Source organism: Rhodoferax sp. GW822-FHT02A01, assembly GCF_038784515.1.
Lineage (GTDB): Bacteria > Pseudomonadota > Gammaproteobacteria > Burkholderiales > Burkholderiaceae_C > Allorhodoferax.
The window spans coordinates 4,653,881-4,668,993 of the sequence record NZ_CP152376.1; the positions used below are offsets into that span (position 1 = coordinate 4,653,881).

The following is a 15,113-nucleotide window of genomic DNA, read 5'->3' on the forward strand; positions in this document are numbered from 1 at the left end:
CGGCGCTTCAGTCCAGCCAGTGCGTGAAATCTTGTACCGGTACGCGGGGTGTGTGAAACGTGTTCACAATGGCCTGTTGATCGGCATAGCCCAGGGCCATGCCGCAGACCAGCATTTCGTCCGGGCCCGCGCCAATCAGCGGAAGGACGATGCTGGAAAAGCCGTTCCATGCCGCCTGCGGGCAGGTGTCCAGCCCCAGCCCCCGAGCGCACACCATGACGTTCTGCAGAAAAGCACCGTAGTCCACCAGGGAGCCGCGGCCCATGACGCGGTCCACGGTAAACATCAGGCCCACGGGCGCGTCGAATAGATGGAAGTTGCGCTGGTGTTGCTCATGCATCTTGTCCTTGTCGCCCTTGCCGATACCCAGCAAGCCGTACAGACTCCAGCCGTTTTCGCGACGCCTATCGATGTAGGGGCTGACCCATTTCTGGGGATAGTAGTCGTACTCTTCCTTGTAGAGCTCCGCCAGGCTGGGGTCGGCGCGCAGAGCGTCATGGGCAGCACATGTCAGGCGCACCAGTTCGTCGCGCTTGGCTCCCTGCAGGACGTACACCTTCCAGGGCTGGCAATTGGTGCCCGACGGCGCGCGACTGGCGACCTCCAGAATGTGCTCGATGTCGGCGCGGGCCACCGGCTGCTGGGTGAATGCGCGCACCGAGCGTCGGGAGGTAATAGCTTCGTCTATCGCAGAGCGGGTCATGCAGCGGTCTCCAGGAGGTTTTTCAAAGGGATGGGAAGGTCTACCGGTCGGTGCGTCTGCGCATCTACGTAGACGTGCACAAAATGGCCTTTGGCCGCGCACGCTCCGGACTCGGAGAACACCGCCAGCTCATAGCGCACACTGCTCTTGCCCAGGTGCGCAATGCGCAGCCCAACATCTACAGGCTGCGGGAAAGCCAGCGGCGCAAAGAAATTGCAATGCGTCTCCACCACCAACCCTACGGTTGCGCCGGCATGGATATCCAACACACCACTCTCGATCAGCCAGGTGTTGACCGCAGTATCGAACCAGCTGTAATAAACGACGTTGTTGACATGCCCATAAATATCGTTGTCATTCCATCGCGTGGGTATCGTGCGAAAGACCTTGTAGGCACTGCGCGGTTCGGGTTCTGGGCGCTGGGTAGGCGTGGTAGACATCCCTTGATTTTGCCAGTCCGTCGACGATTCAATTCGGTGGTGTCGCGGGCGTGACCGGCCCCCTCACCACCGTAAACATTTAGAAGCTCCTCTCTAAATTGCTGCATCGCAACAAAAAGAGCTTGCAAAGGCCGAATGCCTGACTACAATGCAAACCATGCTGCGGTGCAACATTGAGTCGCACAAGCCCCATGGGAACGCAGGCAAGTAGTCCCGTCGATTCATACCTATTTGGAGTTACAAAATGTCCGTTCTTACCGTTGAACAAGTCGTCGCAGCACAAAAAGCCAACATCGAAACCCTGTTTGGTCTGACCAACAAGGCATTCGAAGGCGTTGAAAAGATTGTGGAACTGAACCTGACGGCCTCCAAGGCTGCCCTGTCTGAAGTTTCCAGCCACGCCCAGACCGTTCTGAGCGTGAAGGACGTGCAAGAGCTGATCGCCCTGCAATCCGGCCTGCTGCAACCCCTGGCCGAAAAGACCGCTGCCTACAGCCGTCACCTGTATGACATCGCCACCAGCACCGGTGCCGAGTTCACCAAGGCTATCGAAGGCCAGGCCGCCGACGCTCAAGCCAAGTTTGCAACCCTGGTTGACAGCGCTGCCAAGAATGCACCTGCTGGCTCTGAAGCCGCTGTTGCCATCCTGAAGAGCTCTGTTTCTGCCGCCAACAACGCACTGGAATCCGTGCAAAAGGCTGTAAAGCAGGCCACTGAAGTGGCAGAAGCCAATTTCAACGCTGTTGCTTCCACTGCTACCAAAGCAGCCAGCACTGCCAAGAAGCGCTAATTTCGACGCCAGAAAGAGAATATTTGTCTTTTTTCTCTTCTGGCTCTAGAAACCGAGGGAAAACCCTGAGATAATTAAACCCATCAGGAACTCTTTGTTTCTACCGGTTGTCTCCTCGGGTCCTTTCGAAACCATCAGGTTCAGGGATCCCTTCAAGGCCTCGTTGCAAGACGGGGCCTTTTTTTTGGCTCAACCATTTCACCGGGTCTTGGCAGCGATGGCCGCACGCAACAGGGGCAAGGCTTGCAGCATGGCCTGGCGGCCCGCCTCAATGGAGCGCTTGCGTGCGCTGAAGTCGGCACTCGATATGCCGGAAAGATTGGGGCGAATCACCACATCGGCGTCTTTGAGCTCATAGGCGTTGATGCTCTTACCCATGATGGAAAACGTCTGGAGCAGGATTTCCAGGGTCCCGCCCGACAAGTTACCGTCCGGCGGTGTGGAAATGTCCACCGCAATGACCAGCTCCGCGCCCATTCGGCGCGCGGCACGTACTGGCACGGGAGACACCAGGCCACCATCCACGTAGTCGCGCCCGGATATCCGCACCGGCTGAAATACCGCTGGAACCGCGCTGGAAGCCCTAACCGCCGTGGCCGTATCCCCGCGCTGGAACAGCGTCTCCTGCCCGCTATTCAGGTCGGTGGCAACTATGCCCAGAGGCAGGGACATGTTTTCTATGAGCCGGCCATTCACCTGCGCATTGACATAGCGGCCCAATGCCTCGCCACGTAATGCTCCTCGGCTAAATATCTGCAGGCTCCAATCGGCGATTGCCGCCTCTTCCATAGTTTCGGCGACCTGCTGCAACTGCGCACCGTTCTTGCCGCTGGCGTAAATGGCAGCGACCAGACTGCCCGCAGAAGTTCCGGTCACCAATGTAGGACGTATGCCCGCTTCCTCCAGAACCTGAATCACGCCGACATGGGCAAACCCGCGCGCTGCGCCGCCACCCAAGGCCAGACCGACTCTGGGTGGCACCTTGATGGCAACGGGAGGCTGCACAGGCTGCGTCGGTACTGGCGTTTCGATGACGGGTGCCGATGAGCAAGCAGCCAAAACAAATGCCAGCAAGGCGGGAAAAAAGAAGGGGCGAAATGACGTCATTGCGTTCGAAAAGGACCGGTGTTTCTATATCCGCTATTCTGTCTGCAAAGGCGACGCCTTCTGCGGCACCCGATATTGCGAGGAATACCTGTGAAAGTCCTGGGATTTGGAATTCTCTTCATCTTGTTGATGGCCGCAGCCGTAGTGCTGGTGGGTCAACTGGGCTTGCTCAAAGGCCGCATGCCCGCCGATCTGGGCGTGCGCGAAGGCAGACTGAAACCGCCCTCCTCCACGCCCAATAGCGTCTCCAGTCAGGCGGATCTGTACCCCAACCATCCGCAGCGGGACTATGCGCGCATCGCGCCCTTGGGATACGCCGGCGATGGAGATGCAGCCATGGCCCGGCTGGCGACCCTGTTGAAGGGCATGGATCGCACCACCGTTGTCACCCAGCAGGCAGACTACCTGTATGTCCAATGCACCACCGCTGTTTTGAAATTTACAGACGACGTGGAATTCTGGCTGGACCGCAGTGCACACGTCATTCAGGTTCGCTCCGCCAGCCGACTGGGTGCGTCGGACTTGGGTGTCAACCGCAAGCGCGTTGAAAAAATAAGGGCCCAGTTCCAGAAGAACTGAGCCCTGTTTGGCCTGCGCCGCATGGCGCAGTATCGGATCAGCCTGCGGTAGCTTCCTCCGGCTTGGACTTGCCTTCCTTCTTGGGCAAAGGCTGGATGTCCAGCAACACTTCGGTCTTGCTTTCGTCCTTGTCGTCCAGATCCACCGTCAGGCGACCGCCGTCGGTCAGGCGACCAAACAGCAACTCGTCTGCCAGCGCACGCCGGATGGTGTCCTGAATTAGACGCTGCATCGGTCGTGCACCCATGAGCGGATCGAAGCCCTTCTTGGCCAGATGCTTACGCAACTTGTCGGTGAAGGTAACGTCCACCTTCTTCTCGGCCAACTGGGTTTCGAGCTGCAGCAGGAACTTGTCCACCACGCGCAGGATGACGTTTTCATCCAACGCCTTGAAGCTCACCTGTGCATCCAGACGGTTGCGGAACTCCGGTGTGAACAGACGCTTGATGTCTGCCAATTCGTCGCCCGATTCGCGCGGATTGGTGAAGCCAATGGTGGCCTTGTTCATGGTCTCAGCACCCGCATTCGTCGTCATGATGATGATGACGTTGCGGAAGTCGGCCTTGCGTCCGTTGTTGTCCGTCAAGGTACCGTGGTCCATCACCTGCAGCAGCACATTGAAGATGTCCGGATGTGCCTTCTCGATTTCGTCGAGAAGCAGCACCGCGTGCGGCTTCTTGGTGATCGCTTCGGTCAGCAAACCGCCCTGATCAAAGCCCACATAACCGGGAGGCGCACCGATCAGACGGCTCACCGCATGGCGCTCCATGTACTCGCTCATGTCAAAGCGAATCAGGTCAATGCCCATGATGTAGGCGAGCTGCTTGGCAGCTTCGGTCTTGCCCACGCCTGTCGGTCCGCTGAACAGGAACGAGCCGATCGGCTTGTCGCCCTTGCCGAGTCCGGAGCGGGCCATCTTGACGGCCGCTGCCAGCACGTCGAGCGCCTTGTCCTGACCGAACACCACGTTCTTGAGATCGCGCTCCAGCGTCTTGAGCTTGCCGCGGTCATCGTTGGACACATTGGCCGGGGGAATGCGGGCAATCTTGGCCACAATCTCTTCGACCTCGGTCTTGCTAATGGTTTTCTTGCGCTTGCTGGCCGGCAAAATGCGTTGTGCGGCACCCGCCTCGTCAATCACGTCAATGGCCTTGTCGGGCAGATGACGGTCATTGATGTACTTGGCGCTCAGTTCAGCAGCGGCCTGCAAAGCGGCCACCGCGTACTTGACGTTGTGGTGCTCCTCAAAGCGGGACTTCAGGCCCTTGAGAATTTCCACGGTCTGCTCAACGGTGGGCTCCACCACGTCCACCTTCTGGAAGCGGCGTGACAGCGCTGCATCCTTTTCGAAGATACCGCGGTATTCGGAGAATGTGGTCGCACCAATGCACTTGAGCTGGCCTGAGCTCAGACCTGGCTTGAGCAGGTTGGACGCATCCAGCGTACCGCCGGAAGCAGCGCCCGCACCGATCAGGGTGTGGATCTCGTCAATGAACAAAATGCCGTGCGGCTTGTCCTTCAGTGCCTTGAGCACACCCTTGAGGCGCTGCTCAAAATCGCCACGGTATTTTGTGCCAGCCAGGAGCGCACCCATGTCCAGCGAATACACCACGGCCTCGGCCAGGATTTCCGGCACGTCGTTCTGGGTGATGCGCCATGCAAGACCTTCGGCGATGGCGGTCTTGCCCACGCCTGCCTCACCGACCAGCAGAGGATTGTTCTTGCGACGGCGGCAAAGGATCTGGATGACGCGCTCCACTTCGTACTCGCGACCGATCAGCGGATCGATCTTGCCTTCCTTGGCAAGCTGGTTCAGGTTGATGGTGTACTGTTCCAGCGGAGAAGATTTTTCGTTCTTCTCGCCACCACCCTCTTCCGACTCGCTGGGTGCATCATTGGACTTGGTAGCTTCGGGCGGGTCGCTCTTCTTGATGCCGTGGGCAATGAAGTTGACCACGTCCAGTCGTGTCACACCCTGCTGATGCAGGTAATACACGGCATGGGAATCCTTTTCGCCGAAGATGGCCACCAGCACATTGGCGCCAGTCACTTCCTTCTTGCCACTGCCGGTGCTTTGCACATGCATGATGGCGCGTTGAATCACGCGCTGGAAACCCAGTGTGGGTTGCGTATCCACCTCGTCGGTACCCGCCACTTGGGGCGTGTTGTCCTTGATGAAGTTGGCCAGCGATTTGCGCAGGTCGTCGATGTTGGCCGAGCAGGCGCGCAACACTTCGGCAGCACTGGGGTTATCAAGCAAAGCCAACAGCAGGTGCTCCACGGTAATGAATTCGTGGCGTTGCTGACGCGCCTCCACGAACGCCATGTGCAGGCTAACTTCCAATTCTTGGGCAATCATGTGGTTTCCTTTGCCTTGCGTTGATGATTAACTGTAAACCGTTTTGAACGACAGAGTTGCAAGGTCTGGGGTTCTTCTCAAAATTCAACCGGCTCGGCCAAACATTTCAGCGGATGCCCCGCTTTATGCGCCGCATCCAGGACCTGGTCCACCTTGGTGGTTGCCACATCCTTGGAATACACGCCGCACACGCCTTTACCGTCCAGATGAATCTTCAACATGATCTGTGTGGCAGCCTCCAGGTCCTTTCCGAAGAACTCCTGGATCACCACCACCACAAATTCCATAGGGGTGTAGTCATCGTTGAGCATGACCACCTGGTACATACCGGGCGGCTTGACCCGCAGGGGAACCCGCTCGAGCACCACCGAATCACTATCATCCCGATCCGGCACGCGTACCGGGTTGGGAGGTGGGGTTTCAGGTTTTTTAGTTGCCATGCTTTCGATTCTATCGATCACCCTCAAAGACTGCATCACAGTCATGATCTGGTGACATTCTTGTGGCAATCAAGACACAGGAACGAAAAAACCGCAGAAGACCTTCAATCCAACTGCGGTTTTTTGCCTGCCGCGCGATGAGCGGCCCGGATGTGGTTTACATCTGGTCGATCATGACCTGCCCGAAGCCGGAGCAGCTCACCTGGGTAGCCCCCTCCATCAGGCGGGCAAAGTCGTAGGTCACCTTCTTGCTCAGGATGGCTTTTTCCATGGAACGCAGGATCAAATCGGCCGCCTCTTTCCAGCCCATGTGACGCAACATCATCTCAGCCGAAAGGATTTCGGAGCCGGGATTGACGTAGTCCTTACCCGCGTACTTGGGAGCGGTACCGTGGGTGGCCTCAAAACAGGCCACCGAGTCAGACATGTTGGCACCAGGCGCAATACCAATGCCTCCCACCTGGGCGGCCAGAGCGTCGGAAATGTAGTCACCATTCAGGTTGAGCGTAGCCAGCACCGAGTAATCGGCCGGTCGGGTCAGTATCTGCTGCAGGAAGGCATCAGCAATCACGTCCTTGATGACGATGTCCTTGCCGGATTTGGGATTCTTGAAACGGCACCAGGTGCCGCCATCAATGGGTTGCGCGCCAAATTCGCGCTTGGCCAGGGCGTAGGCCCAGTCGCGGAAGCCCCCTTCGGTGAACTTCATGATGTTGCCCTTGTGCACGATGGTCACATTGGGCTTGTCATTGTCGATGGCGTATTGGATGGCCTTGCGCACCAAGCGCTCGGTTCCCTCGATGGACACGGGCTTGACGCCAATGCCGGACGTGTCGGGGAAGCGGATCTTCTTCACCCCCATTTCTTCCATCAGGAACTTGATCAGCTTCTTGGCCTGGTCGCTCTTGGCTTCGTATTCGATACCCGCGTAAATGTCTTCCGAGTTTTCGCGGAACACCACCATATTGGTCTTCTCTGGCTCCTTGACCGGGGACGGTACGCCCTTGAAATACTGCACCGGACGCAGGCACACATACAGGTCCAGCTCCTGGCGCAAGGCCACGTTCAACGACCGGATTCCTCCACCAACCGGAGTGGTCAGCGGGCCCTTGATGGAAACCACGTATTCGCGCAGCGCCAGCAGCGTCTCTTCCGGCAGCCAGACGTCCGGGCCGTAGACACGGGTGGACTTCTCGCCGGCATAGACCTCCATCCAGTGGATCTTTTTCTTGCCGCCATAGGCCTTGGCAACGGCAGCATCCACCACCTTGAGCATCACCGGCGTGATGTCCAGCCCGGTTCCGTCTCCTTCGATGTACGGAATGATGGGTTCATCGGGAACATTCAGGGACATGTCCGCGTTGACACTGATTTTGCTGCCTTGGGCAGGAACTTGGATATGCTGGTAGCTGGACATGAATAACCGTCTCCGTGGATGGGGAATCTTGCTGTAGCACCTGTGTGGCACCACAAGACAATGCGCTGAGCCATATTATCCGCAATGTATGGTGCACTCACGGCAATGCCTTGCACTTCGCGGGCGCCTTTAGACCTGCATCAAGCTCCTGCAACTTCGAATTGGCCGCCCGGTATTTGTAAAGTCACGGTGAACCTGACCGGACCGCACGGGCGCCAAGCGGACATGCTTCAAAATAGCGCCATGAAATCCATTTACACCGCTTGCCTCTCCCTGGTCCTGTGTTTCGCCGCTCCGGCATGGTCGCAGGGAACGCCGCAAACGCAGCTGCAGCGCATCACCCTGTCCGCCGGTATCCACCAGATCGATACCCAGGTGGCCCTGACACCGGAACAGCACCAGATCGGCCTGATGTTCCGCTCGGAAATGCCCCAGAACGAAGGCATGATCTTTGTGTTTCAGGCGCCCAGCAAGCAGTGCTTCTGGATGAAGAACACCGTTCTGCCACTCACTGCGGCATTTGTTGCGGATGACGGCACCATCGTGAACCTGGAAGACATGAAGCCGCAGACCACGGACTCCCATTGCTCGCTCAGGCCGGTCCGCTATGTGCTGGAGATGAACCAAGGCTGGTTTGCCAAGAAAGGCATCAAGGCCGGCAGCAAGCTGAACGGCAAGATCTTCACCCAGGAAGGCGCCAACTAGGCATCTTGCGCAAGCGCCAGCATCAGGGTTCGCCCAGTCGCACCCCGGCTTGGCGCAGATAGGCCTGCACTTCCTTGCTCACGGGCCCCAGCGCACTGGCTTTGGTTGCCATTTCCGTAGCATTCACAGTTTGCCCCATGGCTGCCAGGGAGACGGCAGACGCTAGCATCCAACGCTGCTCATTGGGCCGCAATTGCAAGGCCATGGCGTAGGCGTTGACACTGTCCTGATGCCGACCCAGCCGCTGCGCGGCATTGCCCCGCAGAGCCCAGATATCGGCCTCCCGGCCCAGCGCGGGTTCCAGACGGCTGAGTAGATCAATGGCAGCTGCCGGTCGGCCGTCTGCCACCAGCATGCGCCCCAGCTCTCGTGCAAGTGAAGCCATGAGCGCAGTCTGCGCCTGGCCTGCGGGCGCGGTGATTGAACGTTCGACCACGCTCAGGGCCTGTTGCAGCAAGTCCATCGCCGCGTCATGCGAGCCGGAATTCCACAAGACCTGTGCCTGCAGCAGCGCCTCGCGCCCAGCCTGCAGTTGGCGGCTGCCCGTAGCGGCAGGCTCTGCCGCAATCACGGGTGCTGTCACCGCGGGCGACACGGCACCACTGCTTGCACCCGACGGCACAGGCGTTGGCGCGACAGGCTTGATCGCGGCGACCACTGCGGCTTTGGATGGCGCAACCGGTTGCGTGGCGGGTACGACGTTGGACCGTTGTGCGCGCTGCACGGGAGCTGGCGCCTTGACTGCAGACTTTGCAGGCGCTTCCGGCTGTGTTGCCGGCACCAGTGCAGGAGGCGTAGCTGACGCTTGCGTGTCAACAGCATTCAAAACTGATGGCTGCGACAGCGCGTTTGGCACTGGCGTCGAAAGGTGGGGTTCGGGGGCCGGGGCGCTACGCAGCCACCACCACATCGTTGCAACCAACACGACCACCGCGCCAGCCGCAAGCAGCAGGCGTGGCGCCGGGGTGGCTCGTGCCACAGCCGGCAATGCGGCCACGCCCCGACTGGCCGTTGCGGCGCCCGAACCGTCCTGCATTCCGTGCGTCGGACTGCCATCGGTGTGGTTGCGCGCGTCCAGATCGCGCAGCATCTTGTTGATGACGCTCACAGTGCACCCCCATTGGCATCCCGCAGCACACCCGGTCTGCGCATCCAGACGGCGCGCAAGCGCCGCCACCAGGGTGCCGGCCGCCTGAGTCCCGGTGTATCAGCCACGGCCAGCCGTACATGCGAGAGACTGACTTCGGACTCCCCTTCCCCATAGGCCAGCATCAGGCACTTGTGTGCCAGCACATTGATCAGGCGCGGCACGCCGCCGCTGGCGCGGGCGATGGCAGTGGCGGCCTCGGGGGTGAACACATCCGCAACACGGTCTGCGTCCAGCGCCGCCGTTGCAAGGCGGTGCGCCAGATACACCGGCACATGCTTCAGCGGCATGGGGCCCAGGTATTCGCTAAAGGTGATGCGCTGAAGCAGCTGGCGAATTTCCGGCCTCTCCAGCTTGCTGTCCAGGTCGGGTTGTCCGAGCAACACGATCTGCAGCAGCTTGCGTTTTTCGGTTTCCAGATTGGACAGCAGGCGCAGGCTTTCCACGGTGCGCACCGGAATCGCTTGTGCCTCATCGATGCACACCACCACCCGCTTGCCCTGGCGTGCGTTCTGCACCAGGCAGGCGCCTATGCCATTCATGATCTGGTGGCGCTGCACCGGCTGCCCTATGGGCACGCCCAGCTCATCAGCCAGCGCCAGCAGCAAATCGTCAGGACCCATGTCGGGGTTGGGAATGTAGGCGGTGACAAACTCGCCCTGCAATGTCTTGAGCAACTGACGGCACAGCACTGTCTTGCCGCACCCCAACTCTCCCACTACCTTGAGAAAGCCCTCGCCGCTACGCAGGGCAACCAGCAGCATATTGAGCGTGGCCTGCGCACCTTCGTGCGGATAGAAAAAGTCGGTATCCGGTGTGATGGAAAAAGGCGCTTCCCGCAGCGAAAAATGCCCCAGATACATTACTTTGCGGAGTTGCCGTCCAGTTGGATCACGCGGGCCCGTGCGTCGTCCATATCCTCTAGCGCCAACCGTGCCTTACGACTTTGTTCTTCCCAGTCCTCGGCACTTCGAATGATGGTGGGCTTGATCAGCACAATGACCTCGCGCTTGCGCCCCGAAGACAGCTTGTTGCCGAACAGGGCCGCAAACGCGCTTCCGGTCGTACCGGGCACGCCCGAAACATTGCGTGTGGAATCCATCTGCATCAACCCACCGATGGCCACGATGCGCCCGTCCTGAATGCGCACCAGCGTGTCGGTTTCGTTCACGGCGCTGGATGCCAGCGGCAGCTTGTAGGAGCCCACCGAACCCAGGTCAATCTGCTTGGACACTTCGGTCACAGATGTCACTGCCGGGTGCACATGCAGCGTGATGTTGACACCATCGTCCACCTGGGGGGTAACGTCCAGCGAAATGCCGGAAAAGAACGGCGTCAGGTTGACCGTGGGCAATGTCGTTGTCGTGCCTGTGGAGCTGGCCGCTGTAGTGGTGTTGGAGCCGCCTGAGACGCCGGTGACGTAGAACGCGTCAGTGCCGACCTTCAGCACCGCCTTCTGGTTGTTCAGCGTGGCCACGCGTGGGCTGGACAGGGTTTGTACGTCACCCTGGGTTTCCAGAAAGCCCAGCACGGCGCCAAAGCTGTTGGTCTGCAAGGCCAGGCCGAACAGGCCGCCGCCTGCTGCAACGGCCGGAGCAGAAACCACCCCGCTGACTGCGGTAGCGCCCCCTTGCAGCAAGGCGTTGGTGCTGTTGACAGCACTACCCAGCACACCGACAGCCAAAGTGCCATCGACACCAGATGCAAAAGCGCCCCAGTTCACGCCGCTCTGAAAGCCGTCACGCAACTCCACTTCCACCAGCTTGGCTTCCAGCATGACCTGACGCTCCACGGCGATCTGCGCAGCCTTGAGAAACTTCTCAACTTGGCGTAACTCATCCGGCATGGCACGCACAGCCATGATGCCGGCCTGCGGGCTGGTGATGACGTTGCGTCCATCGCCATTTCCCACGATACCCCGGACTGCACCGGTCAGCTCGGACCAGAAGTCCGTCTTGCTGGTGGTGGATACCTTGCTGCTCTCGGCCTGCTGGGTGGTGGTTGATGAAGATCCGCCGTTTGTTGATGTGCCGGCACTGGTCGAGGTCATCTGCGAACCGCCTGCTGAAACCCGGATTTCGCTGGTGCCGGACCGCGGCGAATTGGGATAGTTCACGGTGAAGATGCGGGTTTGCAGGGTGGGCGCGTAAATCGTGATGCGGCGTCCCTCGATCTTGAAGTCGTAGCCGTAGACATCACGGATCGACTCCAGCGCCTCCTGCACAGTGACGCCACGCAGGGTGACGGACAGTGTGCCCGTTACGTCCGGGTGCATCAGCATGCTGTAGCGCGTATCGGCCACGATGGCCAGAAACACGTCGCGCGCCTGCGCGTTGCTCACCAGCAGATCCAGCCGTGGTTCCGGCGCAGGTTTGACGGGTGCAGGTGCGGGCTCAGCCAGCGCTTCGCTCACCTGCGCGGGTACGACCGGTGGCGCCTTGGGCGCCGCGACCGGCAAGTCGGCCCGCATGGCTGCGCTCACATCGGGGGTACGCAACACGTGGTCATTGGCACAACCGCCCAGAAAGCCAAGGGACAGCAGACAGGCAACGCACAGTGCGTGCGAAAAAGGTGGGGTCATGGAGTGGGCCTTTCGGTGGCAGTGTGGCGCTCGATGCCGTTGAATCTCTGGATTTTGCGAAGCTCTTTACCCTGGCGCAGCCAGATTTCGGTTTCGGTGATGCGCTCGATCTTGTACGGGCCGATCGACTGGCCCGCCGCGTAGAGTCGGGTCCCCGAAACCAGGAAAGGCTTTCCGTTGCGCGTGACGATGGCAGCACCGTCCACGACGGGCAGGTCAGCCTTGCCCTTGTCCGCTACGGGAGCATCGGAAAATCCGGGTGGAGGTTGCGTTGGGTCTCGCTGTTGCGCGCACAGCGACGTTGCAAGCAACGCCAATGCAACGGCCAGCCATCTTGCCAGGTTGAGAGTCTTCACAGCTGTACTCCCACGGCATACACGCGCAATGTCAATTCGTTGCCACGCTTGTCGGTCTTGAGCTCCATGGTCCCCCAACGCAGACCCGGCAGGGCTGACTCCAACGCCTGCACATATTTCACTAGTTCGCCATAGGGCCCCGTGACCTTGAGCACCAACCCGCGCTTGGAGACGGCTGCATCACCGGCATTCGCGGCAGACGCTGAAGCGGCTGCGCCATTGCTACCGGACGCGTTGGCAGATTGCATCGTATCCAGGCTGACCAAGGTCAAACCATCCTGGCGGCGTAGCAGGCGCTGCAGTACCAGTTCCAAAGCCGGCCCCTTGGTGTCGGTTGGCGCCAGGGCTGTGATCTGTGCATTGAGCTCCTGCACACGCGCTTTGGCGCTTTGCAGTTCATCCCGGGCGTCCTTGCTCGGGTCACTGGGTACGCCGCTGACGCGCAACTCATTGCGCAGCCGATCGAGTTCGGCGCTTTGGGCAGAAAAGCGCTGCAGCAGCTGGCGGTGTGCGACCGTCGCCGGAGTGAACCAGAAGAAGTCGGCGCCCGCCAGCACACAGACAAATACCGAAAGAAAAAGAAACACGCGCTCCCGCAAACTCAGTGCGTCCACGCGCGCCAGCAGTTCCTGCCATTGTTGCTTCATGGCTTGGCTCCTGTGGGAGAGGAAGCCTCTGCGCCGGTTGCAGGGGCAGCACTTAGCAGCGTAAAGGTCCACATGGGTCGGGCCGCAGCGGCCGGCGCGGATGCAGCCGCCTTGGCAATTGCCGCGGTGGCTTCCGGCACCAGGTTTACGGCTACGGTGTCCAGCTTCAGGCCTTGCATCAAAGGATGTTGGCCCAGTCGCGTTACCCAATCGTTCAGGCTGCTGGTATCCAGCGTGTAGCCGGACACTTCAAAAACCGCCCTATCCGCCTTGACACGGGTGACCCAGGTATCCGCCGGGATACTGTGTGCCAGCAGCTGCAGACGGTCCGAGTGCCTGCCACCCGGCTGGTACAAGCCCTGGCTCACTTGCTGCAGCATGTTTTCACGCTGCTGAATCAAAGCACGCTGATCCTGCACCTCGCGCAACAGGGCCGGGTCCACCGGACTCGCGGCGGCGCGCCCGCGTTGAATGGCGGCCTGCAGGCTTTTGATTTCGCGCGCCTGCAGCTCCAGTGTTTGTTCATAGGTCTTTGCCGAGCTGTCCAGACTCCAGAGCCAGAAACCCGACACCAGCGCAAGCAGCACCAGACTGGCAACCAGGTAAGCCACCATCACGGAGGCAGGAAAGCGCTGCCGCTGCGGGGCGGAAACTGCGGTACAGAGATTGATTTGCTGGGGCATGGTCTGACTTCAGCCGGATCCTTCGACACGCAACAACAGTCCCAGCAGCGGCAGGCATTGCATGCGCTCCTGATCGTTGAGCTCCGGAACCCCGTCGAACATCTGCGCTGGATCCATGACGGCCACGGTCTGTCCCAGTCCACGGCTCAGCCAATCCGCCAGATCCGCCGAGCGGCTACCTGCACATACCGCCACGCCCGCCATCGGCAGGCTGGTCCAGGTGCGGTCCCACAAATCCAGAGAGCGCTGGACTTCGACCAGAAAGCGTTGCACGCGGTCATTACCACCCAGCGTGGAGTCATCCGCCCCGAATCCGCTGGCCGGGCTCCCGTAGTCGGGAACGTATTCGCCCACTGGGGTGTAGGCATCCAGTGCGGCGGTTGCCTGGTGCACATCACTATGCCACTGCATGGCCAAGAAGCCAGCGGGCAGGTCCAGTCGGCGGCTGTAATACAGCTCTTCCCGTGCACTGATGGTAAACAGCGCCTGCTTTTCGTTGACGATCACCAAGGCCGCCGTGGCGCGATCGGCCAGACCGGAAGACTTGGCCCACGCGGATTGCAGGTTGCGCTGGGCCATCTCCTGCACATCGATGACGCGGCAATCCCACTCCATGGCTTCGGCCAGTTGCATGGCTTCGCGCACCACGGTATTTAGGGCCGCCACCACAAAGACCTGACCGGCACTCTTGTCCTGGCCATCACCCACCATCAGTACATCCAGCGTGAGGTCATCGATATGGGTGTCCACCATGTCGCGTATCTGGTAACGCACTGCGGAACGCAATTCTTCAGGTGGGACGGCGGGTGCGGGAATTTGCAGCAACATGCATTGCTCTGTGCTGAGCATGACCATTGCGCTGCTGTTGCCCAGGCCACTGGCGATCAGCCGGTCAGTGAAATCCTTGAGCTTGTCACTCCCCTGCTGCTCCACGCCCATGCGCTTTACAACCAGGCTCCCGCTTTCCCTGGTGGCTTGTACATACGCCAATTGCTGCGCGGACCACGAAACGATCAGTTGGTCTTTCGAGCTAGCTCGTTTCCAGGGCCACTGCATTTTCAGGAACTACCTCGAATGCGGAATTGGGTACAGATTTATCTAGTTCACCAAGCCCAACCCCGAGGGCTTGGCTGGCTTGCTCACATAATAATAGCTATTG

16 protein-coding genes are annotated in these 15,113 nt (G+C 59.9%); 3 read left to right on the forward strand and 13 right to left on the reverse strand.

Going from position 1 to position 15,113, the window contains the following annotated elements; translation table 11 throughout:
- Positions 1-7: 7 nt before the first annotated feature.
- Both AAGF34_RS22075 and AAGF34_RS22080 read right to left on the reverse strand, forming a co-directional pair.
- Positions 8-703, reverse strand: a complete 696-nt coding sequence (locus tag AAGF34_RS22075) for a nitroreductase (protein WP_342617852.1) — start codon at positions 701-703, stop codon at positions 8-10.
- Positions 700-1,143, reverse strand: a complete 444-nt coding sequence (locus AAGF34_RS22080) for a thioesterase family protein (RefSeq protein WP_342617853.1) — start codon at positions 1,141-1,143, stop codon at positions 700-702. Before AAGF34_RS22080 ends, AAGF34_RS22075 begins: the two co-directional genes overlap by 4 nt.
- A 244-nt stretch (positions 1,144-1,387) precedes the next feature.
- Between AAGF34_RS22080 and AAGF34_RS22085 the strand changes: the two genes are divergently transcribed.
- Complete coding sequence (locus AAGF34_RS22085; protein ID WP_342617854.1) at positions 1,388-1,933, forward strand: phasin family protein; 546 nt, start codon at positions 1,388-1,390, stop codon at positions 1,931-1,933.
- A gap of 198 nt (positions 1,934-2,131) precedes the next feature.
- Here AAGF34_RS22085 and AAGF34_RS22090 read toward each other — a convergent pair whose 3' ends face one another.
- Positions 2,132-2,938, reverse strand: a complete 807-nt coding sequence (locus AAGF34_RS22090; RefSeq protein ID WP_342617855.1) for a patatin-like phospholipase family protein — start codon at positions 2,936-2,938, stop codon at positions 2,132-2,134.
- Between the two features lie 192 nt (positions 2,939-3,130).
- Between AAGF34_RS22090 and AAGF34_RS22095 the strand changes: the two genes are divergently transcribed.
- Positions 3,131-3,619, forward strand: a complete 489-nt coding sequence (locus tag AAGF34_RS22095) for a DUF1499 domain-containing protein (protein ID WP_342617856.1) — start codon at positions 3,131-3,133, stop codon at positions 3,617-3,619.
- 37 nt (positions 3,620-3,656) lie between these two features.
- Here AAGF34_RS22095 and clpA read toward each other — a convergent pair whose 3' ends face one another.
- From clpA to icd, 3 genes are all read right to left on the reverse strand, one after another.
- Positions 3,657-5,978 carry an ATP-dependent Clp protease ATP-binding subunit ClpA gene (gene clpA, locus AAGF34_RS22100; RefSeq protein WP_342617857.1) on the reverse strand — a complete coding sequence of 774 codons (2,322 nt, stop codon included), beginning with the start codon at positions 5,976-5,978 and terminating at the stop codon, positions 3,657-3,659.
- Positions 5,979-6,055: 77 nt separating this feature from the next.
- Entirely contained in the window at positions 6,056-6,418 is a 363-nt protein-coding gene (gene clpS, locus AAGF34_RS22105; RefSeq protein ID WP_342617858.1) for an ATP-dependent Clp protease adapter ClpS, read from the reverse strand.
- A gap of 157 nt (positions 6,419-6,575) precedes the next feature.
- Entirely contained in the window at positions 6,576-7,835 is a 1,260-nt protein-coding gene (gene icd, locus AAGF34_RS22110; protein ID WP_342617859.1) for an NADP-dependent isocitrate dehydrogenase, read from the reverse strand.
- 243 nt (positions 7,836-8,078) lie between these two features.
- Between icd and AAGF34_RS22115 the strand changes: the two genes are divergently transcribed.
- Positions 8,079-8,540: a DUF192 domain-containing protein gene (locus tag AAGF34_RS22115; RefSeq protein ID WP_342617860.1), complete on the forward strand. Its 462-nt coding sequence runs from the start codon at positions 8,079-8,081 to the stop codon at positions 8,538-8,540.
- 22 nt (positions 8,541-8,562) lie between these two features.
- On the opposite strand, the gene AAGF34_RS22120 is transcribed toward AAGF34_RS22115, so the two are convergent.
- Genes AAGF34_RS22120 through AAGF34_RS22150 form a run of 7 tightly spaced genes read right to left on the reverse strand, consistent with a single transcriptional unit; the run spans position 8,563 to position 14,944 of the window.
- Positions 8,563-9,648, reverse strand: a complete 1,086-nt coding sequence (locus tag AAGF34_RS22120; RefSeq protein WP_342617861.1) for a hypothetical protein — start codon at positions 9,646-9,648, stop codon at positions 8,563-8,565.
- Complete coding sequence (locus AAGF34_RS22125) at positions 9,645-10,550, reverse strand: AAA family ATPase (RefSeq protein ID WP_342617862.1); 906 nt, start codon at positions 10,548-10,550, stop codon at positions 9,645-9,647. Before AAGF34_RS22125 ends, AAGF34_RS22120 begins: the two co-directional genes overlap by 4 nt.
- Complete coding sequence (locus AAGF34_RS22130) at positions 10,550-12,268, reverse strand: secretin N-terminal domain-containing protein (RefSeq protein WP_342617863.1); 1,719 nt, start codon at positions 12,266-12,268, stop codon at positions 10,550-10,552. Before AAGF34_RS22130 ends, AAGF34_RS22125 begins: the two co-directional genes overlap by 1 nt.
- Complete coding sequence (locus AAGF34_RS22135) at positions 12,265-12,624, reverse strand: hypothetical protein (RefSeq protein WP_342617864.1); 360 nt, start codon at positions 12,622-12,624, stop codon at positions 12,265-12,267. The genes AAGF34_RS22130 and AAGF34_RS22135 overlap by 4 nt, the downstream gene beginning before the upstream one ends.
- Positions 12,621-13,271, reverse strand: a complete 651-nt coding sequence (locus AAGF34_RS22140) for a hypothetical protein (RefSeq protein ID WP_342617865.1) — start codon at positions 13,269-13,271, stop codon at positions 12,621-12,623. Before AAGF34_RS22140 ends, AAGF34_RS22135 begins: the two co-directional genes overlap by 4 nt.
- On the reverse strand, positions 13,268-13,954 hold the full coding sequence (locus AAGF34_RS22145; protein ID WP_342617866.1) for a PilN domain-containing protein: 687 nt from the start codon (positions 13,952-13,954) through the stop codon (positions 13,268-13,270). Before AAGF34_RS22145 ends, AAGF34_RS22140 begins: the two co-directional genes overlap by 4 nt.
- Before the next feature lie 9 nt (positions 13,955-13,963).
- Positions 13,964-14,944 carry a hypothetical protein gene (locus AAGF34_RS22150; RefSeq protein ID WP_342617867.1) on the reverse strand — a complete coding sequence of 327 codons (981 nt, stop codon included), beginning with the start codon at positions 14,942-14,944 and terminating at the stop codon, positions 13,964-13,966.
- Positions 14,945-15,113 lie beyond the last annotated feature (169 nt).

Excerpts from the sequence above, each read along its gene's own strand:
- AAGF34_RS22075 (WP_342617852.1), bottom strand. The coding sequence starts at position 703 with ATGACCCGCTCTGCGATAGACGAAGCTATTACCTCCCGACGCTCGGTG.
- AAGF34_RS22080 (WP_342617853.1), bottom strand. The coding sequence starts at position 1,143 with ATGTCTACCACGCCTACCCAGCGCCCAGAACCCGAACCGCGCAGTGCC.
- AAGF34_RS22085 (WP_342617854.1), top strand. The coding sequence starts at position 1,388 with ATGTCCGTTCTTACCGTTGAACAAGTCGTCGCAGCACAAAAAGCCAAC.
- clpA (WP_342617857.1), bottom strand. The coding sequence starts at position 5,978 with ATGATTGCCCAAGAATTGGAAGTTAGCCTGCACATGGCGTTCGTGGAG.
- clpS (WP_342617858.1), bottom strand. The coding sequence starts at position 6,418 with ATGGCAACTAAAAAACCTGAAACCCCACCTCCCAACCCGGTACGCGTG.
- icd (WP_342617859.1), bottom strand. The coding sequence starts at position 7,835 with ATGTCCAGCTACCAGCATATCCAAGTTCCTGCCCAAGGCAGCAAAATC.
- AAGF34_RS22115 (WP_342617860.1), top strand. The coding sequence starts at position 8,079 with ATGAAATCCATTTACACCGCTTGCCTCTCCCTGGTCCTGTGTTTCGCC.
- AAGF34_RS22125 (WP_342617862.1), bottom strand. The coding sequence starts at position 10,550 with ATGTATCTGGGGCATTTTTCGCTGCGGGAAGCGCCTTTTTCCATCACA.
- AAGF34_RS22130 (WP_342617863.1), bottom strand. The coding sequence starts at position 12,268 with ATGACCCCACCTTTTTCGCACGCACTGTGCGTTGCCTGTCTGCTGTCC.
- AAGF34_RS22140 (WP_342617865.1), bottom strand. The coding sequence starts at position 13,271 with ATGAAGCAACAATGGCAGGAACTGCTGGCGCGCGTGGACGCACTGAGT.
- AAGF34_RS22145 (WP_342617866.1), bottom strand. The coding sequence starts at position 13,954 with ATGCCCCAGCAAATCAATCTCTGTACCGCAGTTTCCGCCCCGCAGCGG.